Origin of the sequence: Streptomyces sp. NBC_00078 (assembly GCF_026343335.1) — a bacterium.
In the GTDB taxonomy this organism is placed as follows: domain Bacteria; phylum Actinomycetota; class Actinomycetes; order Streptomycetales; family Streptomycetaceae; genus Streptomyces.
The window spans coordinates 2,822,824-2,843,526 of the sequence record NZ_JAPELX010000001.1; the positions used below are offsets into that span (position 1 = coordinate 2,822,824).

At 68.3% G+C, this 20,703-nt stretch carries 17 protein-coding genes and 1 pseudogene; 9 read left to right on the plus strand and 9 right to left on the minus strand.

Annotated elements, in window-relative coordinates; all coding sequences use genetic code 11:
• Positions 1 to 218: 218 nt before the first annotated feature.
• Complete coding sequence (locus OOK07_RS13190) at positions 219 to 821, minus strand: DUF5994 family protein (RefSeq protein WP_266796566.1); 603 nt, start codon at positions 819 to 821, stop codon at positions 219 to 221.
• Between the two features lie 334 nt (positions 822 to 1,155).
• On the opposite strand from OOK07_RS13190, the gene OOK07_RS13195 reads away from it, so the two are divergent.
• From OOK07_RS13195 to OOK07_RS13210, 4 genes are all read left to right on the plus strand, one after another.
• On the plus strand, positions 1,156 to 1,641 hold the full coding sequence (locus tag OOK07_RS13195; protein ID WP_266796568.1) for a DUF5994 family protein: 486 nt from the start codon (positions 1,156 to 1,158) through the stop codon (positions 1,639 to 1,641).
• 295 nt (positions 1,642 to 1,936) lie between these two features.
• On the plus strand, positions 1,937 to 2,335 hold the full coding sequence (locus OOK07_RS13200; protein ID WP_266796570.1) for a DUF5994 family protein: 399 nt from the start codon (positions 1,937 to 1,939) through the stop codon (positions 2,333 to 2,335).
• A 286-nt stretch (positions 2,336 to 2,621) separates the two neighbouring features.
• Entirely contained in the window at positions 2,622 to 3,218 is a 597-nt protein-coding gene (locus tag OOK07_RS13205; protein WP_266796572.1) for a DUF5994 family protein, read from the plus strand.
• 5 nt (positions 3,219 to 3,223) lie between these two features.
• Positions 3,224 to 3,454 (plus strand): hypothetical protein, encoded by a 231-nt coding sequence (locus OOK07_RS13210; protein WP_266796573.1) that lies wholly within the window; start codon positions 3,224 to 3,226, stop codon positions 3,452 to 3,454.
• A gap of 32 nt (positions 3,455 to 3,486) precedes the next feature.
• Here the strand turns inward: OOK07_RS13210 and OOK07_RS13215 are convergent, their stop codons facing one another.
• Complete coding sequence (locus OOK07_RS13215) at positions 3,487 to 4,686, minus strand: N(5)-(carboxyethyl)ornithine synthase (RefSeq protein ID WP_266796575.1); 1,200 nt, start codon at positions 4,684 to 4,686, stop codon at positions 3,487 to 3,489.
• A gap of 260 nt (positions 4,687 to 4,946) precedes the next feature.
• Here OOK07_RS13215 and OOK07_RS13220 point away from each other — a divergent pair, with 260 nt between their 5' ends.
• The 5 genes from OOK07_RS13220 (at position 4,947) to OOK07_RS13240 (ending at position 11,196) form a co-directional block, all read left to right on the plus strand.
• Positions 4,947 to 5,273, plus strand: coding sequence for a carboxymuconolactone decarboxylase family protein (locus OOK07_RS13220; protein ID WP_266796577.1), 327 nt, complete (start codon positions 4,947 to 4,949; stop codon positions 5,271 to 5,273).
• A 483-nt stretch (positions 5,274 to 5,756) separates the two neighbouring features.
• A complete protein-coding gene (locus tag OOK07_RS13225; RefSeq protein ID WP_266680021.1) occupies positions 5,757 to 6,740 on the plus strand; it encodes a response regulator transcription factor in 984 nt (327 codons plus the stop codon).
• 221 nt (positions 6,741 to 6,961) lie between these two features.
• Positions 6,962 to 8,341 carry an APC family permease gene (locus tag OOK07_RS13230; RefSeq protein ID WP_266796580.1) on the plus strand — a complete coding sequence of 460 codons (1,380 nt, stop codon included), beginning with the start codon at positions 6,962 to 6,964 and terminating at the stop codon, positions 8,339 to 8,341.
• 185 nt (positions 8,342 to 8,526) lie between these two features.
• On the plus strand, positions 8,527 to 8,871 hold the full coding sequence (locus OOK07_RS13235; RefSeq protein ID WP_266796582.1) for a N,N-dimethylformamidase alpha subunit family protein: 345 nt from the start codon (positions 8,527 to 8,529) through the stop codon (positions 8,869 to 8,871).
• Positions 8,872 to 8,889: 18 nt separating this feature from the next.
• Positions 8,890 to 11,196: a N,N-dimethylformamidase beta subunit family domain-containing protein gene (locus tag OOK07_RS13240; RefSeq protein ID WP_266796584.1), complete on the plus strand. Its 2,307-nt coding sequence runs from the start codon at positions 8,890 to 8,892 to the stop codon at positions 11,194 to 11,196.
• A gap of 120 nt (positions 11,197 to 11,316) precedes the next feature.
• On the opposite strand, the gene OOK07_RS13245 is transcribed toward OOK07_RS13240, so the two are convergent.
• From OOK07_RS13245 to OOK07_RS13275, 7 genes and pseudogenes are all read right to left on the minus strand, one after another.
• A complete protein-coding gene (locus OOK07_RS13245; RefSeq protein ID WP_266796586.1) occupies positions 11,317 to 11,712 on the minus strand; it encodes a PIN domain-containing protein in 396 nt (131 codons plus the stop codon).
• A gap of 398 nt (positions 11,713 to 12,110) precedes the next feature.
• Positions 12,111 to 12,518, minus strand: coding sequence for a PIN domain nuclease (locus OOK07_RS13250; RefSeq protein WP_266796589.1), 408 nt, complete (start codon positions 12,516 to 12,518; stop codon positions 12,111 to 12,113).
• Entirely contained in the window at positions 12,515 to 12,748 is a 234-nt protein-coding gene (locus OOK07_RS13255; protein WP_019067000.1) for a type II toxin-antitoxin system VapB family antitoxin, read from the minus strand. The genes OOK07_RS13250 and OOK07_RS13255 overlap by 4 nt, the downstream gene beginning before the upstream one ends.
• A gap of 845 nt (positions 12,749 to 13,593) precedes the next feature.
• Positions 13,594 to 15,438: an RICIN domain-containing protein gene (locus OOK07_RS13260; protein WP_266796592.1), complete on the minus strand. Its 1,845-nt coding sequence runs from the start codon at positions 15,436 to 15,438 to the stop codon at positions 13,594 to 13,596.
• Between the two features lie 175 nt (positions 15,439 to 15,613).
• Complete coding sequence (locus OOK07_RS13265) at positions 15,614 to 16,006, minus strand: RICIN domain-containing protein (protein WP_323183039.1); 393 nt, start codon at positions 16,004 to 16,006, stop codon at positions 15,614 to 15,616.
• Between the two features lie 349 nt (positions 16,007 to 16,355).
• Positions 16,356 to 17,117: pseudogene (locus OOK07_RS13270) on the minus strand (family 43 glycosylhydrolase); the annotation flags it as partial.
• 251 nt (positions 17,118 to 17,368) lie between these two features.
• Positions 17,369 to 20,476: a DUF1349 domain-containing protein gene (locus OOK07_RS13275; RefSeq protein WP_266796594.1), complete on the minus strand. Its 3,108-nt coding sequence runs from the start codon at positions 20,474 to 20,476 to the stop codon at positions 17,369 to 17,371.
• Positions 20,477 to 20,703 lie beyond the last annotated feature (227 nt).

Sequence of the window (20,703 nt, forward strand, 5' to 3'; positions counted from 1 at the left end):
CTGGTCTTCTCGACGGCCTGTTTCATGGTTCCGGAAACCCGGTCGATCCTGCCGTGGCGTTGCAGTCGCCTGTTACGGGTGACCCGGCCGGCCTCTTCCGTGATCCTGCCCTTCATTGTCTGCGCCTGGTTCCTGATGCTCCGTGCAACGGTCATGGTCGGCCTAGCTGTTGTCCGGTGGGTGGTTTCCAGCGGGGCTGGGCGAGGCGGGCCGCCTCGTCATGGCCGGGGCGGTGATTGGGATGGCCACATCTCCGCCGCCGGCCGGCCGGGCCGTCCCGCGGCGGTGCCGATGCCGGTATCGGTGTCGGCATCGATACCGGTGTCGGTGCCGGTGCCGTACAGGGTGGAGGGGTCGTCGGTCTGTTCCGCCGCCATGAGAGCGGTCGCGGTCGACTGCGGGGCGGTGCTCGCGCCTGCGGCGGCCATCAGCCGGGCGGCCGAGGGGGCGGTGGTCTCCGGGGGAATCACCAGGAGGTCCCAGCGGCCCGACGTTCCGGACAGCAGAAGGATCTTGTGCGGGTCCAGCTCCGAGGTGAACCAACCGACCTTCACCACATGGCCGTTGACGAAGATCCTTTGCGGGAGGTTCGGCCAGTAGCGGGCGTTGACGGCGATACGGGTGATCCGTCCCCACAGCGGGTCCAGTACGTCGGCCAACGCGGGGAGTTCGTCGCTCAGGTCACGTGAGCGGGGCCACCAGGCGCCGTCCAGCTCCACCTGTCCCGGGGAGAGGCTCACGGGTTTGAGGGCGAGGCGCGCGGTCGGCACCCTGAAGGGCGCGGCCCGCAGCGCCGGATGGTCGGTGATCGCGGACATCATGCGAACCCGTCCCCGGACCTCTGCGCGTGGGCAGTTGTCCGGTGTCGTCGCTCACCAGGAACGACACCGGGATCGGGGCCCGGTGCACGAAGTGCTCCCGATGGCTTCACGCTACTCCCCGAAGAGGCCGAACGGGCCGCTCCCGAAGATCTCCAGCCAGGATCGCGAAGGTTCTGCCGCGCTGGTGGTGTCCATGGTGAGCCGGAGACGGGTCCCTCCTGTTCCACCAGTGAGCTTCCCGACTGCCGTGGGCGGTGGCCGCGGACTGGCGTGAAACCGGGAGTACCGTGAAACGAGGAAGCCACTCCGTTTCTCCCGCAGACAGGCGAGTGCCATGCCCGACTCCGGTTCCCCGCGTGTGAGCAAGCTCCTGCCGGACGCCGTCCACCAGGTGGCGAAACCCGGGACGGCTCTCGTACGGCTGGAGACGACTCACGACCGCCGGGGCGTTCTCGACGGGGCGTGGTGGCCGTGCTCCCGTGACATCGCAGCCGAACTTCCCGCCCTGATCGCCGCACTGACCGAGCACCTCGGGCCGATCACGCGCGTCGGCCTGGACGCAGGGGCCTGGGACGCGCTGCCGACGCGACTGCTCATCGGTGACCGCGTCGTCCACATCGACTCCTTCCCGGTCGGCGACGACACCGTCCTCGTCACCCGGGGTGATCAGGACCATTTCTCCCTCCTCGTGGTCCCGCCGCACGCGACGCCCGAGGCGGCCCGCGCCGCGATGGCCGAAGCCGTCCGCGCCGACAACATCACGCAGGCGGAACAGATCCTCATCGACACCGGCACCGACCGGGCAGCGCCGAAGACCTGACAACGGTCCGCCACGGCTGCCGTCGGACCAGGCCGGTGCCGGTGCCGGGATGACCGTGCTCTGGAAGGCGTTTCGTCGACGGGGGTGCGAGGCCGCCGGCGAATGGGCGCGGCTGTTACACGGGCGGGAGTACCGTGACGAGGAGGAGCAGTTTCCGTATGCCGGAACTCGGACCGGCCCCGATGGTCGTCCGTTCGGCGAGAGCCGGCACAACCTCCACCACGCGGACCCCACCAGCGCCCGCCGCGCCTGACATCAACCACTCGTCCATGCACGGCAGTTGGCAGGAGCCCTCATGACCACCGCACGGCAACCCCGGCTTCCCTCCCATCCCCTCCTCCGCCTGCGCCTGGCACCTCATGGCCGTATGCCCCGGCCCATCGACGGAGCGTGGTGGCCCCGTTCGTACGACCTGCTTGCCGAACTCCCCCGGCTGCTCGCGGGGCTGCCGCGCGCGTGGGGGCACATCACCAGCGTCACGGTCAACGGGACGACCTGGCCCTCGATGCCCGGCCGGATGCTCGTCTCCAACCAGGTCGTCCAGCTGCACAGCTCCCTCACGGCATCCGCCGCGCACACCATCGTCCTGCTCGCGCCCGGCCGGGGGCGCTGGGACCTGCTGGTCGTGCCGCCGGACACCACCGAGGAGTCCGCGGAACCGCTCATGGCGGCCGCGGCGGACGGTCAGGCGTGACGCGGAGACGACCAGGATCGGCAGGGCGCTGCCGCCCAGGGCGCTGACCACGGCGGTCGCATTCCCACGGCGCGCCGCTGAATCCGACGGCGCGCCGCTGATTCCGACGGTTCCAGGTAAGGACGCGTGGGGCTGTTGCCCCGTTGACCGTCCGGTCCGTTCGGCTTGCCCGGGGAGTACGCTGAAATCACCGAGGATATTCCGCACACCGGCTTTCGTGCCGTGTCGTTTTCGGCGATCGAATACGCCGGGCCGACCACGGTCGGCTCGGGGCAGGGTTCGCGTCATGACCGCGATCATTTCCCTCCCGCCGACAGCCGAAGCCGAAGACCGTTCCTCCTCGTCCCCGCTCCGTCTGTCGCTGGCTCCCCTCGGTCCCCCGCCGGCTCTGCTGGACGGCGCCTGGTGGCCCCGCTCCCGCGATCTGGCGGCGGAACTCCCCTCTCTGACCGCCGTACTGGACCCGCTGTGGGGGCGGATCACCCGGGTCACGGTGAATCCCACCCACTGGCCGGTCGTCCCGCACAATGTGCCCGTCGCCGGGCATGTGGTGAAGGTGGGATGGTTCCTGGCCGAGCAGGACCCGCACGAACTGCTGTTGCTCTCCTACCGCACGGGCCGCTGGAACCTCCTGGTGGTCCCGCCGACGACGCCTCCCGTCACAGCCGCCTGGCTGCTGGCCGCCGCCAGCGACCCGCTCGGCACGTCGACCGCGAGTGGGTTGATGGAGGAGGCGGCGCGTCTGCGGACGGTGTCCGAGACCGACCGGGCCGTGGAAGCTGCCTGGGACTCCGAAGGCGGACACGCGGCCGGCGATCCGGCCGCACGTCCGCGGATTCCGGCGGTGACCGCCCCGCTGCCGTATCAGCCGATGGGGAGGTGAGGGCCGTGGAGACATTCGTGGCGGTGGTCGTGATCCTCGCGATGATCGCTGTCGGGGCGTTCCTCATCCACCTGCTCAACGCACAGCACGGCGACCGCATCGCCGCCTTCCACTACGGCCGTTTCGGGACGGCTGCCCCGGGACCGGATTCGTCGGTTCCCCGCAGGAAGCGCGGCCGGGCGCGGAAGACGCCCCGCCGCGCGGCGACTCGGCACGGCGGGCCGCAGGACGGCTGAACGCCGGATGCCCCGCCGCCACGGCCCCGCCGCTACGGCCGTGGCGCCGCCCGGGTCTCCTCCTGGGTGTCCCGGGTCTCCTCCTGGGCGTGCGGGTACTGCGCGGTGCGGTGCTGGAAGGCGAGCACCTTGGGGTTCTGGACGACGCCCCGACGGATCTCGATGGCCTGCCGGATCGTGTCGTCGGCGTCCCAGCCGTCGGCGCCCCGGAGCACGACGTCCAGATACGGCAGGAGCGCCTCGCTGTTCTCCCAGGTCGCGGAGTTCCACAGGTAGGAGGGGCTGTGGTCCACCCCGTAGTACCTGACCTGGTCGCCGACGGTGAACATCGGATCGGTGAAGGTGGTGGGCCTGGCCCAGTCGAAACCCATGCCCTCGTCGCAGGAGACGTCGATGACCAGGGTGCCCGGGGCCAGCTTGGGCAGGTCCTCGTCTATCAGGAACATCAGTGGCGCGTCGGTGTCCTGGAGCACGCAGTTGACGATGATGTCGTGCCCGGCGAGGAAGTCGGCCAGCGGCATCGGCCCGTCCTCGGTGAGGGCGACACTGCGTCGCGGATCGAGGGTGTCGTCGGCCTTGTCGTGGTCGAAGTGGACGATCCGCGCGGAGTGGATGGGCGAGCTGACGGCGGTGACGCCACGCGCGGTGAGCACGTCGACGTCATGCACGCCCAGGGCGCTGAGCGCGGTCACCGCGCCGCGGGCGGTCGCACCGAAGCCGATGACTACCGCGCGCTGCCGCCGCCCGTAGTCGCCTGTCACGCCGGTCAGCTGCATGGCGTGCAGGACCGAGGAGTACCCGGCCAGTTCGTTGTTCTTGTGGAAGACGTGCAGGTTGAAGGCGCCGCTGCGGGTCCAGTGGTTCATCGCTTCGAAGGCGATCAGGGTCAGCCGCCGGTCGATGGCGATCTGGGTGACCTTCTCGTCCTGGACACAGTGCGGCCAGCCCCACAGAACCTGACCCTCGCGCAGTTCCGCAAGGTCTTGGTGGAGCGGTTTGGCCAGCAGGATGACATCGCATTCGGCGACGAGTTCCTCGCGCGAGCGGAAACCCGCGACGAACGGGGCGAGCCGGCTGTCCGGGACGCCGAAATACTCTCCGTAGTTTTCCTGGAGGTAGACGCGCTTGCGGAGAGCGGGGTCGATGCGGTCGAAATGGGCGGGGTGAACGGGCAGACGATGCTCGTTTTCCTTGCGGGTCTGCGACATGATTCCGAGCGTGAGCTGCTGCAAAATGCCCCTTTGGTTACTTCCTGTTTAGCACACCGGGGCAGTTCCGCGGTTGGTCCGTCACCTCATTCAGCGCCACCGAGCGTCCCGCCACGGCCGCGGCTTCCCCTCCGGAGCAGCGGGGGCTGTCAGGACGCGCGATCACCCCTTGTGCGCGGGGCCGGGATCGGTTCTACGGTTGAGAGGACCCCCGTCTCCCGCGGAATTCCGTTCTTCCGCCTGACCCCCCTATCAGCGCAGATGCACTCAGGAAGGCATGCGCCATGTCCACAGCATCCGACACCCCTGTCCTGGACACCCTCGCCGCCATGACGGTCGACTCGATCGAGCGATGCGGGCTGGCCCCGGACATGCTTCTGCTCACCCGCATCGCTGCACTCGCCGCCTCGGACGCCCCGCCGATCTCCTACGCGGCCCATATCGACCCCGCCCTCAAGACCGGCATGACCGCAGAGCAGCTTCAGGACGTCCTGGTCGCCATCGCGCCCATCGTGGGCACCGCCCGAGTCATGACGGCAGCGGGCAACATCGCCACGGCACTCGGCGTCGCCATCGCCGTCGCCGATGCGGAGATCAACGCCCAGGGCTGAGAGCGGACGCCCACCCGGCATCGCTGATCCACACGGCCGACCCCGGGCAGAAGGCCGGAGAGCTGCCCTTCTGTCCGGGGTTTCCCGTGCCGGGCGTGCGTCCCAAGACGGCCGCAGGACCAGGACAGGAGGCGGGTCCCCGGCCGGACCCGCCGACGATCCCGGAGGCGCGGGTCGCGGCACGGGTCCCTGGCCGACAGCCAGCCCGGTCTCGTGGATCACGGCCCAACCGTGCTGGGACGCGCACCTGCTGAACATCTCTCTGCTCACCTCGCCGGAGCTCCCGGACGGCGATGAAATCCGCGCACGGCTGGGTGACAGTCAGCAGCGTCGCCCACCCGCAGAGCAGGGCCAGCCGACTCCTCTCCTCAGGCGGTCACCGCGAGCGCGATGTGCAACCGCGGCCGCAGCTCTCCTCCTCAGAGCCCGAGAAGAGGTTGCTATCGTGGGGTGGGGTAGCCCAGCTTCGAGAGGGATCCGCTGATGAAGCCATCCCACACCCGGGTTCTGGCCGAGGCTGCCTATGCAGCCGGAGCCCGTGACCGGCACGAGGCCGCGATGACGGTACTGAGGCTGCTTGAGCCGGTGACTCATCACGACGCCGGCGCCCTCCTGCTCTGGGACCCTATGGACCATGCGCACCGCGCGCTCGCTGCGGTCACCTACGGCGACGAAACGGTTGCCGCACTGGGTGACCGCTATGCGGCGAGTGCTGAGAACCGGCCGGTCCGGGAGCGGCACCTGCCGATGCGGATCGACGACATGCCGGGCGACTACCGAGTTTCCCCGATGTACCGAGAGGTGCTCGGACCTGCCGGCTTCGAAGACGGCATGACCGCGTGCCTCTTCTCGGACAGCGGGGTGTACACGGGCATGCTGCATTTCTCCGCGGCGGCGCGCGGCGCGTTCCGTGATGACGCGGCCGAACTCCTCAAGGCATTGGCGCCCGCGCTGGCGCGGATGTGCGACGTGGGTCGACGGCAGACCACCGGAAGCTCCATACCCTCGGGAGCGAACGCCACCCTGATCGACCACACCGGCCGTGCCTGGGCCGTCGAGTCGTGCGCCCCGGCGCTCGCGCCCACGCGGCCCGACTTCAACAGCTTCCTGCACCGCTTCATGGCCTCGCCGCAGGTCGCCACCACCGGGCTGCAGGCGTCGACCGAAGGGTGGCTTACGCTGCAGGTCCTGAAGGTGGCCGATCCGCTGGGACGGCCGGAACCGGCCGTACTGGTGCAGGAGCTTCCTGCGGCCAGCCTGCCCCATTCTCTCTCGCCGCGCGAGTACGACATCCTGAACGGGATGGCGGCGGGGTTCTCGAACCAGCAGTTGGCATCGCAACGAAACGTCTCCCTGCGCACCGTGACCACGCACGTGGAGCGGATCCTCCACAAGATGGGGCAGCCGTCGCGCGCCGGCGCGGTGGCGTCGGCCCTGCGCGACGGGATTCTGCGCCTGGACCGCTGACCACCGCTGTCGGTAGGAATGCGTATTGAGGTGCAAGGTGGCCGAAAGCCATATTCGAGGTGAAGAGAAGCCCGCGCTGAAGGCGGCCCCCACCCGCCGAGCCGGCTGTTGCCGATCCCCGCGTCCTCCCCGCTGTTGCCGCCCACGGCACCGACAGCCGACCGGGGCTCGTTCATCCCTCAGGAGGCCCGGCCATGAACGTTCCAGAAGCTCGGCAAGCAGTGCCCGAAAGTCCTGACGGCGCGTATGACGACAGCGACCGGCTGCACGAGCTCGGTTACGAGCAGGAGCTCGCCCGCACGCTCAGCCTGGCTGACGTCGTCATCTATGGCCTGATCTACATGGTGCCGCTCGCCCCCGTGGCGGTGTTCGGCATCGTCTACAACATGTCCGCCGGCGCGGTCGCCGCGGTGTACGTGGTGGCTGCGATCGCGATGCTGTTCAGTGCCATCAGCTACAAGGAGATGGCGGTCCGGTTCCCGGTCGCCGGCTCGGTCTACAGCTACGTGCGGATGGGCAGCAACCGCTTCCTGGGATTTGTCTCCGGGTGGGCCATCCTGCTCGACTACCTGCTGCTGCCCGCGCTGCTGTGCGTCTTCGCAGCCAGCGCGATGACCGGAGTGGTCTCCTGGGTGCCCGCCTGGATCTGGGTGGTGATCTTCGTCGCCGCGACCGCCCTGATCAACATCATGGGCGTCAGCGTCACCGCGACGATGAACAAGATCTTCCTCTACGTCCAGCTGGTCGTGCTGGCCGTGTTCCTGGTCTGGGCGGCCGTGCTCATCCTCCAGGGCCGGGCCCATCTGTCGCTCGGCCCGTTCGTCCCCGCCGACGGCGGCTCCTGGTCCCTGGTCCTCGGTGCAGTTCCGGTCGCCGCCCTCAGTTACATCGGGTTCGACGCGATCTCCACACTGAACGAGGAAGCCGAGGGCGGCGGCAAAACCGTCTCCAAGGCCACCATGATCGTCCTCTACCAGGTGACCGCGCTGTTCGTCGTGCAGGTCTTCGTGGCGGGCCTCCTGGTCCCGAGCGGGACGGAATTCGCCGACGGCGACCCGGTCAACAACGCCTTCTACAACGTGGTGGGCACGGCCATGGCGGGCTGGTTCAAGACGGTCGTCCTGCTGACCGCCGCCCTGATCGCGATCTTCGCCAACACCATCGCTTCCAACGCCACCTCCGCCCGCCTGGTCTTCAGCATGGCCCGCGACGGGCAGCTGCCGAAGTTCCTGTCGCGGGTCAGCGACAGACACCAGGTCCCCTTCAACGCGATGATCTTCATCGCACTCCTGTCGGTGGGAGTCGGCATCCTCGGCGTGGAGCAGTCGGGACTGCTGACCACCCTGGTGACCTTCGGCGCGATCACCGCCTACGTCCTCCTCCACGTCAGCGTCTTCACCCACTTCGTCGTCCGAGGCGGAAGCCGCCGCATTTTCGTCCACTGGGTCTCCCCGATCCTCGGCGCCGCGCTCCTCCTGGTCGCGCTGTGGAACGCGGACTCCAACGCCAAGGTCGTCGGCTCGTGCTGGCTCGTCATCGGCCTCGGTGTGGCGGCGTACTTCAAGCTCACCGGCCGTGCACTCGGTGGCTCCGACGCCTGACCGCACTCGCGCATACCGCCGGGCAGCACAGGCATCGGCGAGAGACACCGTCACATCGAGGCGAACGCCTCAGTCGCTGCCCGGCGCTCGCGAGCTCCTTCAGCACAAGAAAGGCACACTCCTGTGAGTCCATCGTCCTTGTCCCGTCGCACCGCAACGGTGTTCCCGCAGCAGGAGGTGAACTGATGCGCACCAGTGCAGACCGCTCGGCCGAGCTGCTCGAAGTGTTCCGTCTGCGCAGCGAAAAACGCCTGCGCAAGGAGTGCACCGACGAGGTCGTCGCTGCCCATGACGCGGCTCCGCTGGGACCACACGACGACCGCACTCAACGCGTACTGCGGGCGCTGCGCAGCCTGCCCGTCTCCGGCAAGCACATCGTCTTCTCCGAAGGCCCCGACGGCCCGTGGCACGTGGCGCAGATCGTCCTGGGCATGCCCGGCAATCTGCTCCTGACCGAGCAGTCCTTCGAGGACTTCGAAGACGCCATGCGGTACATCTTCACCGCGCGTGTCGCGGAACTGCAGAACTAGAAAGGAACGAGGAGGGTCATGCCACTCCCCAGCGACCGCACGACAACCCAGAACGTCTTCGGCTACACCGATCGCTTCTCCGCCCGTCCCGGCGAGCAACTGTCGTTCCACATCAGCTGTGAAGGCGCGTCAGCCTACGACGCCGCCCTGGTACGCCTGCGACACGGCTACGACGGGCAGGCGGGGCCGGGTTTCCTGGAGGCCGAGGTCCCCTCCACCATCGATGGGACGTACTCGGGGCAGTACTACGCCTGCCAGCCCGGCTCCTACGTCGAAGTCCCTGACCCGAGGGGCCTGCTGGCGAACCCCGACGCGCTGGTCATCCGCGCCGCCGTCTTCCCGACGCTTCCCCGTGACAACCGTTCAGGGAGCCTGGGCGCCTATCGGGTCAGCCAGAGCTCCGTCGGCTTCACCGGCGAGCGCCAGGCGGTCATGGGCACCTGGGACGAGGCGACCATGACCGGCTGGGCCCTGCTGCTCGACGACGGCAAGCCGTCCCTCGTATGGAGCGAGGACGGTCAGCGGCGAACCCTCACCCTGGAACAGGAGCTGACGGCCCACCAGTGGTACCGGCTGGAGGTCGAACTGCCAAGTTCGGCGGGGCAGATCACCCTGCGGCAGGCCCCGCTGGACCACTGCGCGGACCGGGTGGCACCGGCCGCCGCAGCCGCCGTACCCGAGCAGGCGACTGCAGCCGCCTCGGCAGTCCGGACGGCTTCCTCGATGCCGTTCCGTATCGGCGCGCTGGCTCGCAGGGATGGTGACCGGCTGCTCGCGGCGACCGTGTTCAACGGGAAGATCGGTGGCATCCGCGTCAAACGCGCCACCGACGACGCGCGCGAACCGGTGGCTGCCTGGCACTTCGGCCGCAGTCGGCGCCCCGACGGGCTGCTGCTGTGGGATGTGGTCGACGAGGGGCCTCACATGCTGCAGGGCCGCTGCGTCAACGCGCCCGTCCGGGGCGTCACCGGGCCCGAGTTCCAAGGTGTCGTGGAGGACTTCCGGCTTGCGCCCGATGAGTTCGACGCCATCCACTTCCACGACGACGACATCGCTGACGCCCAGTGGCCTGCGGCGTTCACCTTCGAGGTGCCCGAGGACCTGCCCAGCGGCGTCTACGCGGTGCGGCTGCGGGCCCAGGGCATCGAGCAGCACGTGCCCTTCCTCGTCGGGCCGGGGCGCCGCCGCAAGGACGTCGCCGTCCTGTTCCCCACGGCCACCTACCTGGCGTATGCCAACGACCGGATCGCGTTCGAGGCGGACGGCATGGAGATGCTCCTCGGGCACACGCCCATCGTCCACAAGGAAGACCTGGTCCTGCAGGACCACCCCGAGTTCGGCCGTTCCCTCTACGAGATCCACAATGACGGGTCCGGCGTGGTGTTCGGCAGCGTCCGCCGTCCGCTGATCAGCCTGCAGCCGCGGTACCGCGCCTCGTTCATGAGCGAAGGCCCCTGGGGCCTGCCCGCCGACCTGTCCCTCGTGCACTGGCTGGAGACCGCTGAGTGCGAGTTCGACGCCCTCACGGACGAGGACCTCGACCGGGAAGGCCACGACCTGCTGCGCGACTACCGCGTCGTGATCACCGGAAGCCACCCCGAATACGTCACGCGGCGCGAGCTCGACGCCCTTGAGGAGTTCACCGCAAGCGGCGGCCGACTGATGTACCTGGGGGGCAACGGGTTCTTCGCGACCGCCTCCTACGACCCCGACGCCCCGCACCTGATGGAGCTGCGCCGGGCCGACGGCGGCACCCGCCCCCACCAGTCGCCCTTCGCCGAACGCCGCCACACCACCTCGGGCGAGGCCAGCGGCCTGTGGCGCAACAAGGGCAAGGCCCCGCAGCGTCTGGTGGGAGTCGGCATGGCGGCCCAGGGCTTCGACCGCTGCACCTACTACGAGCGCCTTGCGGACAGCCACGACCCGCGTGCGGCCTTCGTCTTCGAAGGCGTCGGCGAGAACGAGCTCCTGGGAGACTTCGGCATCGTCGGCGGCGGCGCGGCCGGCGCCGAGATCGACTGCTGGAACCCTGCGCTCGGCTCGCCGCCCGAAGCCCTGGTCCTGGCCACCTCCGGGCCCTTCTCCGACAACTATCTGCTGGTGACCGAGGAGATCTTCGAGATGCTCCCGGGAATGGGCGGAACCGAGCAGCCGGCGGTCCGCTCGGACATGGTCTACTGCGCGCTGGAGGGCGGCGGCGGATTCTTCTCGGTCGGATCCATCGCCTGGACCGGGTCGCTGTCCCACAACGGGTACGACAACAACATCGCGAAGATCACAGGCAACGTACTGCGGCGCTTCCGCGACGAGAAGCCGCTGGAGTAGGCCACCCCTGCCGTCGAAGGCAGGCCGCCATGCGCCGCATCCACGAACTCGCCGGAGAACCCGTCGAGAACGAGGGCGAAACTCCCGGCCGCCTGTCAACGGCCTATCGTTCAAGACCCGTCACAACTGACGCACCCGAACGCCGGGAAGGTCGTCGAAGCGTGCCCGCTTGTCGTGGGTGACCACCGCGCGGGCGGTGGTCAGCGCGGTGGCCGCGATGATCAGGCCGTGCGCGCCCCGAGGCTGGCCGGCTCTGCGGACGTGGGCGAGCAGCCGCGCGTGCGCGCGAGCCACATCCACGGTGTATTCCTCGACCGGGATGGTGGCGAGGACGGTGTCGACGAAGGACTGGCGGGCGACCCGATTGGTGTCGTCCGCCAGTTCCACGCCCTGGAGCAGCTCCGCCGCCGTGATGGCGGCGATCGCCGGGTCGTCGTCGGCCAGCACCTGGTCGAGGGAGACTTTGCGGCGCTCGATCGCGATCAACACGCCGGTGTCCAGGATCAGTCGTTCCACGGATCGTCCGGCGTCAGCAGGTCACGGGTGGCGGTGACGTCATCCTCGAAGGCATCGTCGAGCGTGCCAACATGCCGCAGGAGAGCATCGCCCGCAGACGGAGCCGACGACACGGTCAGGCTGTCTCGCCGGACACCAAGGTGACGAGGGGACCGAGGTCCGGCCCTGAGGCGCTGGCGTCGTCGTGGCCGCCGCTGCGCGCCGGTCCGCGTAACGGAGGCGGGGACTGTAAGACGTGCTTGTTTGACAGTCCCGTGTCTCGCGGAGTTCGGGTAGGCCTCGCGCAGGCGGGATAGCTCCGCTTTTTATTGCCGGTGTAGTGGAAGGACCACTGATGCGCCCCGGAGACATCGATCACCGAGGTCAGAAGCCGACAGACGTGATCCTGCCTCAGAAGATCAGGCTCGTGCGTCTCGCTGCTGCACTTCCTTAAGGACTCCGGCCACGGTCACAAAGTCGTTGTCCACGTGGAGAACGGTGTGCCCATGGTGCACAGCTGTCGCACACACCAACAGATCGATCGCCCCAGCCGCCCGATGCTGGCCCCGCTGGGTCAGTTTGTACTGGGCGGTGTCGACCCAACGCCAGGCGTTCTTCGGAACCGGAGAGAGCAAGCAGAGCGCGTCCAGTTCCTCCGCCAGCTCATCCCGATGGGACGGACTGGTTGCCGAGTAGAGAAATTCGGCACGTGTCGGCTCGCAGAGGTGGAACACCCCGGCGGCAATGTGTCCCTCCCAGGGCCGCAATGCGCCGGGGGTGCGAAACAGGTGCCACAGAGCCGAGGTGTCCACCAGATACGTGATCACTCGAAGGCCTCGCGTCGCGCACGCTTCTCCGCGTCATGCGCCGCCGCGGCCTGCTCGAACTCTCCACGCGCACCCCTCGCGGCCAGCTTCTCCGCAGCCTCAAGCCGCTTGATCCGCGCCACGTAGTCCCGAAGGGCCGTGTTGACGGTCTCCTTCTTCGTCGTAACGCCCATGAGCCGCATGGCCTCGGCCAGCGCCTCGTCGTCGAGATCAATCTGCGTGACGGACATCGGACACCTCCAACATCCACGATGTATGCACCCAAGATACATCACCAACATTGGCGCAGTCGTCGATCACAAACAGACCACGCGAGGGAAGTGCGCTGGATGTCGGGGCGCTCCCATGGACCGCTTCCCGCCACGGGGCGAGGCGGCGAAGACCTGCTCGACGTCGACACGAAATAATGCATAGGCGCCATGCCCGACTTGACCGGAATCGGCGTCCAGAATCTGTCCAGACGATCATGAAATCATGATCACGACGAGGTCGCCAGGACCCTCAACTCGCCCGACCCTCCAGCGAAGTTGCTGGTCAGAACGATTCTGCGTGGGTAATGCAGAGTGGGGCGGGTGGGACTCGAACCCACGGCCGACGGATTATGAGTCCATTGGGGATCTTGGCGGCCCTTGCCGATCAACGTTCATCTTTGCCGTTTTCCCAGGTCAGACGCGCCGATCCGTGTCAGTCCTGTGTGGTGCTTGTCGATGTGTTCCTGTCCTTGTGGCCCCTCAATGGCCCCTGGAAGTCGATGAGTTAGACGCGTACCAGGGCAGCAGCCGCGTCCGCCCAGTTCAGCCACGAGGATGGAACCTACACACAGCGGAGTACCTTACCGACGAGATGATGCTCCACCCCTTGATCCCGAGGCGGAGCTGCGGCAAGGATTTGCGTGTGATCAGCTCGTCGTCCACGGCGGTCTCCATGATGGCCTTGAGGGAGCCGGTATGCCTTGGCCGTCATCGTCGGCAGCAGTTGCCCGCAGGCGCACGGATGACGGGCCGTTCCGTCCGGTGCCCCGTACGCGGAGAGGGGGCGCGGAACGGAACTATGCCGTCCGGGAGGTGGACACCGCTCAGGAGGTGAGCAGCGCGAGGTTCACCGTGTTGGCCATGGCCTGCGTGCCCGCGCTGTTGGGGTGCACATGGTCGCCGCCGTCGTAGGCGGGGAGCAGCTGCGCCGGGTTGGCCGGGTCCCGGAGCGCCGCGTCGAAGTCGATCACCGCGTCGAACGCGCCGCTGGTCCGGATCCAGTCGTTGACCTGGGCGCGGATGGCGGCCCTGTCGGTGGACAGCACGGAGGTCGGCAGGATCGTCCCACCGAGGATCCGGACACCGGCCTGGTGCGCCTGGTTGATCATGGTCTGGTAGCCGGCGATGATCTGGTCGGCGGTGACGCTGGTGTTGCCGATGTCGTTGATACCCTCCAGCAGGATGGCGTTCCTCACTCCCGGCTGGGTCAGGACGTCGTGGGAGAACCGGGTCACGGCCGCGATGCCCTGCGGCGCGGACGGGCTGTCGGTGACCACCCGGTTGCCGCCGATGCCCGCGTTGACCACGCCGAGGCGCTGGCCGCCGGACTCGGCCTGCAGCCGCCGGGCGAGGTAGTCGGGCCAGCGCTGGTTGGCGTTGGAGGTGGTGATGGAGGCGTCGGTGATGGAGTCGCCGATGGCCACGACGGTTCCCTTGGCCGTGGGTGACACGACGTCGAGTCCGGCGACGTAGAACCAGCGGGCCGTGGTGGTGGCGAAGTTCGTCGCGGCCTCCTCGGCGGCGTGGTTGCCGGTGCCCGCGGCGGACAGGTACGAGGTCTGGTGGGCGTCGTAGTGGTAGGTCGAGGCACCGGTGGTGCCCGGGAGATAGACGCTCACCAGCAGGTTCTGCTCCGCGACGACCGGCATCGGGATGACGTCGCTGGTCAGTTCCTGCCCCGCGGGGATGGTCGGCGTGGCCGACCGGCCGAAGGTGACGGTGTGTGTGGTGCCCGCGGCCGCGGTGGCGCCGCTGGACTGGACGGCCACCGTGACGGCGCCGACCGAGAGGGCGGTCGTGCTGCGCAGGTTGGACAGCCGGATGCGCAGCCCCGCGCCGGAGGTGTTGTTGTGGACGACCATCCGGATGGTCTGCTCGGTGAAGGTCTGGCCGCCGCTGACCATGGCCGGGCCCCAGGTCGCCGAGCGCAGGCGCTCGGTCAGGCTCCACTGCTGGTTGGCCGTGTTCTTGCAGGTCCACTGGATGATCGCGCGGTCCTCCGCGGTGGAGCCGCCGTTGACGTCCAGGCACAGGCCGCTGCGGGCGGAGACGATTGCCGAACCGCTGAAGGTCCAGTTCTGGGTGCTGGAGCCGGTGCAGGGCCCCTGGATGATCGCGGTTCCCGCGTTCGTGGAGCCGTTCTGGTCCATGCACTTGCCGCTGTTGATGTTGACCAGCGAGAAGGTGCCGTCGCCGTGGTCGACCGCCTCCCAAAGCTGGCCGGGGCCGCCGGAGACCGTCTTCTGCACGACCGCCGCGCCGTTGGCCAGGGAGTCCGACTGCACGGCGGCGTTCTTGCCGCTGTTGGCTGCCGTCAGGGAGTAGACGTGGCCGCCCTGCGGCGCGCCCGCGGCCGAGGCGTCTGCCGCCGGGACGAGGGTGAGTCCGACAGCGGCCAGACAGGTGGCGGATGCCGTGGCCGTGAGTCTGGCGGCGAGTCTTCGGGAGGTGTGCATGTGCGGCCCTTCTTTGCTGGGTGGGGACGTGCGGCTCTTCCGCGTGGAAAGGAGGCGACTGTCACCGAGGTCGCCGCGCTTGTCGAGTGCCTTGAGCGCCGGGCTGACGAGGGAGGACTCGTCCTCGGGGTTGATCTCGTGCAGCGGCCAGGCGCCGTACAGGTGCTGGATGTGCCGGTGGGCACCTGCGATCCATGGAGTGGTCCAGTCCACTACGCAAACTCCTTTGTCTGCTGAGGGCTATACGTAATGGGGGAGTTGGGATGTGTGGGGAGTCATTGGCAGGCGAGCGGACAACGTTCCCGGTCCGCACCGGCCCGTGAGGTGATCCCCCGTAGGGGACGTGCCCCGGCGGCCCGCTCGGTGGCGGGGTCGCCGAGGCATGCGGTCAGGAGAGAGTCCAGGTCTCGCTGTTGACGCTCGCGCTGCCGCCGAGCTCCTGGTCCACCGCCGCTCCCTGGGTGGTGGAGCCTGCGACGCCGATGTGCAGGCCGCTGCCGATGCCCACCAGCATGTAGGTGCTGCCGGTGTAGCTGCCGGTCAGGTCGAGGGCCCACTGCTGGTTCGTCTGGCCGTTGCAGGTCCACTGTTGCAACTGGACGCCGGCGGTGGTCGACCTGCTCGGGACGTCCAGGCACAGGCCGCTCTTGACGCTTCTGAGCGTGAAGATGTTGTCCGCCACCTGGGTGAAGGTCCACTGCTGGTTGGTACTGCCGGCGGACGGCCACTGGATGATCTTGGCGCCGTTGGCCGTGGACCCGCTCGACACGTCCATCAGCATGGAGCTGCCGACGTTCTTCAGGGTGTGGACCCCCTCCGACGGGCCCGCTGCCGGCCGTCCACGTGCCCGCGTCCACGTCGAGGGACCAGGCCGGGTACTGACCGAGGTTCGCCGTCGTGCCCCGGATGGTCAGCGGCAGCCAGATCAGCTTCGACGCACCCAGGTTGGAGGTGTCCCAGCGGTCACCGGCGTAGATGTACGTGGTGCCGGCGGTGCCCTGGACCGTGATGACGTTCACCGTCTGGCTGCCGTAGGTGCGGGTGCCGGGGGCTGCGAAGTTCCGGAACGCCGACCACGATCCGCTCAGCGATGTGGCGGTGGCGTAGACGTTGTCGTTCAGGCTCCAGCCCGTCAGGTGGGAGCCGAAGACGTAGTACATGCCGTTGATCTTCACCATGGCGGGCGACTCGACGCTGCCACTGCTGCCGCCGCTGGCCAGCACCGCCACCGCGCTGTCCACGGAGAGGTAGTCGGCGGAGAGCCTGTAGATGCGCAGGCCGTTGTTGCGGTCCTCGCTCAGCAGATAGCCGGTGCCGTCGGTGTCCTGGAACAGGCCGATGTCACGGCTCAGGTTGCCCATCGACCGGAAGCTTCCCCGGTAGGTGTACGGGCCGCACGGCGTGCTGCTCGTGGCCACACCGACCCTGGCCTCGGCGTAGTTGGTGCTGTCGATGTGCATGTACATCACGTACGTGCTGGTCGACTTGTTGTAGATGACCTTCGGCCGCTCCACGATGCGGCTGGGGCCAAGGTCACCGCTGGTCTGCCGGCTCAGGGCCTGACGCTGGTAGGTCCAGTTGCCGAGGTCGTTAGAGGTATAGCAGGTGATGTTTTCGAACGAGGTGTTCCCCGACGCCTTGCCGGTCTTGTCCTCGCCGAAGCCGTACCAGGTGCTGCCGACCTTGATGATGCCGAGCCCGTGCAACTGCAGGGTGTTGCCGTTCTGGTGGGTCCGGTCGGCACCCGTCGTGAAGGTCACCGTGGCCGCGTGTGCCTGCGTGGCGGGGACAAGCAGGGCGGCGAGGCCGCCGGGCGGGGTCAGGAGCGTGACGAGGGTGGTCCGCCATCGGGCGCGCGGTGGCGATGTGCGGGGCGATGTGGTGTCGGGCATGGTCTCGCCTCTGAGGTACGGGGATGGTGCGGGGGTACGGGTCGAGTGGTGGGAGGGGGATCCTGGGGCCGCTCAGGGGGCGAGCGGCCCCAGGTGCCGCTCAGGGGGCGAGCGGGATGGTGATGGTGTTCCAGGACATCGGTGGCAGCAGGGCGTCAGCCGTCCAACGGCGCCCTTCTCTGTGCGGGCCCCGGTGGCTCACTACCAGACGGAGAACGTGGCGTCGGCCCGGCCGCGAGCGGTGGAGATCGTCAGCTGACGGAGAACTGGCTGAAGGTCGCGGTGCCGATGGTTCCGGCGTGGGCCGTGGAGAACATGCCCGCGTCCAGGGTGCTGTTCGCCCCGGTCAGGGTCGCGGTGCCGACTGTGGTCCAGGTGGTGCCGTCGGCGGAGTAGGAGCCGGTGACCGACGTGCCGCTTCTGACCAGGCGGAGCCAGACCGGGGCGGCGGTGAAGCTTCCGGCCTTGATGGTGTTGGTGTCGAGGTAGCCGTCACCGTTGGAGTCCGACGACAGGGCGATTCCGTTGCCGGGGGTGGTGGCAAGGACGAGGTATCCGGCGGACGAGCCGGCGGAGGCGATGTTGTTTCGCAGCATGAGGCCGGCTTTGGCCCAGCTGTTGGTGTTGTCCTGACTGGTGACGCGGACGGTGACGGTTGAGGACGTTCCAGCGGCCCCCGTTCGGTAGGCGGCGGAGTACTCGTCGTCGTATGCCGTTCCGGAGCGCCACATGTCGATGCCCGCGTTGGTCAGGGAGGTGACTCCGCCGCTTTGACTGACGGCGGCCGGTATCGAACTGTATGCCTTGTACGGGGAGGTGACGATCTGCAGGTTGCTGAATGTCGCGCTGCCGGCGGTGGTGTTGTGGGCTGTGTGGATGACGCCGGCATCCTGGGTGGTCGCCATGGACGGCAGGGTCACCGTCGAGCCGACCTGGGTGAAGGTGGATCCGTCGGTGGAGTAGTAGGCGGACACCTGGGTGGCGGTGCGGGTGAGCCGCAACCAGACCGGTGCCTTGACCGTGACGGCGGTGGACGTGAGCTGGTCGAGGTAGCCGTCGGCGTTGGAGTCCCGCTGGAAGCTGACGCCGTTGTTCGGGGTCACCACCACCGTCGCGTATCCGGCGGAGGAGCCGTCGTCCGTGAGGTCGTTGCGCAGGACGACGCCGGCCTTGGCCCACCCGTTGCTGTTGTCCACGTTGTCGACCCGGGCGGTCACCGAGGTGCCGTCGACAGCTGCCCCCGCCTGGTAGACGGTGCCATAGGCGTCGTCATGCTGTCCGCCCGCGCCCCAGATGTCCGCACCCGCGTCGGTGATGGTGAATCGGCCGCCGCTCTGGCCGGTGTTGGCCGCAGTGGAGGAGTAGGCGCTGTAGGGCGAGCTGACCGGGTCGGTGGTCAGCGGACGGTACAGCGGCTGGATGCCGGCACTGTCCATGACCGTCCTGGCGCCTGACGGCCAGTTCCCGTTGCTGACGACGACGGTGCCGCTGACCACGTCACCGCGGCCGTTGGTGTTGGTGATGTTCGCGGAACTGTTGTTGGTCCAGTTGTCGGTGAGGGTCAGGGCGCCGGTGTTGTTGGTCGAGCTGCTGTTCTCGTGGCCCCAACTGCCGGTGTTGCGGAAGACGTTGTTGGTGTCCGTGAAGTTCCGGGAGCCCTCGTCGTGGTAGAAGCCGAAGTAACCGCCGTTGGTGTGGCAGTAGTTGCGTTCGAAGGTGCTGCCCGGTGACGCCGACAGGGTGTACATGCAGCCGCCGTCGGTCATCTGCTGCATGATGTCGTGGATGTAGTTGTCAGTGACGTGGTTGTTGGCGGCGGTGGTCGCGGTCGTGTAGGTGGGCTGGTAGTTGTACAGGCCCCGGTTGACGTAGTCCTGGCTGCCGCCGATGTCGTTGGTGCCCCAGCCGTAGCCGATGGTGAGGCCGGAGTAGGGCAGGTTGTACACCTCGTTGTGCGAGACGGTCGCGCCGTTCACGTAGGTGACGAGGATGGCCGACATGTCACGGTATTCCAGTGCCACGTCATGGATGAGGTTGTTGCTCAGTGTGATGTTCTTGTTGGTCATCCGGCTGTCACTGGGGTGGTGCGCGTCCGCCTGAAGGCCGCCGACGGCGATGCCGCCGCCCGCGTCCTGGGTGAAGACGTTGCCGGTCGCGGTGACGGTGTCGGCGCCGAGTCCCACGCCGGTGGTGTGGGCGTTGGCGTCGTTGCCGATACCGAGGCCGCTCTGTCCGAGCTGGGTGAACCGGTTACCGGTGAACGTGATGTGGTCGGCGGCCGAGACCTGGACGGCGGAGGGCATCTGCTCCCAGTGAGGGCGTGTCGCCTCGAAGAGGGGGCAGCCGCTCCGGCACGAGGTCAGCGCGTCCGACGGACGGTCCCAGGTGCCGGTGAGGTACGCGCCGGTCTGCTGGCTGGCGTAGCCGCCGGTGGTGGGGTCCAGCCAGCTGGTACCTGAGAACTGCAGGCCCGAGAAGGCGATGTGGGTGGCGGGTGAGGAGTAGGTCCCTCCGACGTTGATGAGCGACTGCAGCTTCGGCACCTCGACGTCGGCCGTGCTCATGTCCTGCCCGGAGAGCGGCTTGTAGTACAGGGTGCCGGTTGTGGTGTCGAGGTACCACTCGCCGGCCGCGTCGAGGAACTCGTAGGCGTTCTCGATGTAGAGGGGGCCGGCCCGGAAGGGGCTGGTCAGGGTGTCGTAGCCGAACGTGTTGTTGTTCCACGAGGGCTGGGCCATGGTGATGGTGCCGCTGCTGATGCCGGTCACCGGGGCGTAGCGGTCGGTGAAGGATCCGATGCCGTGGATCTCGGTCCGGCCGGGCTGCGCGAGGCTGTTGAGGTAGCTCAGCGAGCTGTTCGTGAAGGTGTAGCCGCTGGTGGTCGCGGTCAGGTCCGAGCGGGTGACCGCGGTGCGGGCCCTGGTGGCCAGGACGCCGTCGACGGAGAGGTGGCGCGTGTCGAAGCCTGTGCCGACGTTGCTCTTCCAGATGTTCTTGGCCGAGTCCTGCACGGTCCAGCCGGTGGCCTTCTGCGCGCCGGTGATGACCGGGTGGGCGCCGAGCGCGGCCTTCCAGGTCACCGTGAAGCCGCCTGTGCCGGAGTCGGCGGAGGTGAAGCTGAGCGGTGCCGTCAGCCGGTAGGTGCCGTCGGCGAGCTCGACGGTTATGTCGGCCGCCATGGAGCTGTTGAGCGCCCGCACGTTGGTCTTGGCCTGGGTGATGGAGCACGGCTGGCTCGCGGAGCAGGTGGTGCCGGAGCCGCTCGGCGAGGCGTAGAGCGTCGTGCCGGCCGCGAAGGCGGGGCCGGCCTGGACGAGGACCGCGGCGGTCGAGGCGGTGAGCACGGCGGCTGTGGCCAACCATGATCTGAGCCGGTTGGCAACCGAGGGACGGATGCGGGCTGTTCGCACGTGACACCTTCCGGGTGGTTCAGAGGGGCCTGCGGTGCCCGTGGGGGCAGGGGGGAGCCCAGAGGCACAGGAGGGGAAGGGAAATAGTGCTGTAACATTAGACGTCATATGAATTTCGTCAATACCTCGCGCATGCCGACTCGGCCGAAGTTGGCCGTAGTCGGCCCGGGCATGCG

Excerpts from the sequence above, each read along its gene's own strand:
- OOK07_RS13265 (WP_323183039.1), bottom strand. The coding sequence starts at position 16,006 with ATGCTGATGGACGTGTCGAGCGGGTCCACGGCCAACGGCGCCAAGATC.
- OOK07_RS13235 (WP_266796582.1), top strand. The coding sequence starts at position 8,527 with ATGCGCACCAGTGCAGACCGCTCGGCCGAGCTGCTCGAAGTGTTCCGT.
- OOK07_RS13255 (WP_019067000.1), bottom strand. The coding sequence starts at position 12,748 with ATGTCCGTCACGCAGATTGATCTCGACGACGAGGCGCTGGCCGAGGCC.
- OOK07_RS13220 (WP_266796577.1), top strand. The coding sequence starts at position 4,947 with ATGTCCACAGCATCCGACACCCCTGTCCTGGACACCCTCGCCGCCATG.
- OOK07_RS13225 (WP_266680021.1), top strand. The coding sequence starts at position 5,757 with ATGAAGCCATCCCACACCCGGGTTCTGGCCGAGGCTGCCTATGCAGCC.
- OOK07_RS13200 (WP_266796570.1), top strand. The coding sequence starts at position 1,937 with ATGACCACCGCACGGCAACCCCGGCTTCCCTCCCATCCCCTCCTCCGC.
- OOK07_RS13240 (WP_266796584.1), top strand. The coding sequence starts at position 8,890 with ATGCCACTCCCCAGCGACCGCACGACAACCCAGAACGTCTTCGGCTAC.
- OOK07_RS13190 (WP_266796566.1), bottom strand. The coding sequence starts at position 821 with ATGATGTCCGCGATCACCGACCATCCGGCGCTGCGGGCCGCGCCCTTC.
- OOK07_RS13195 (WP_266796568.1), top strand. The coding sequence starts at position 1,156 with ATGCCCGACTCCGGTTCCCCGCGTGTGAGCAAGCTCCTGCCGGACGCC.
- OOK07_RS13205 (WP_266796572.1), top strand. The coding sequence starts at position 2,622 with ATGACCGCGATCATTTCCCTCCCGCCGACAGCCGAAGCCGAAGACCGT.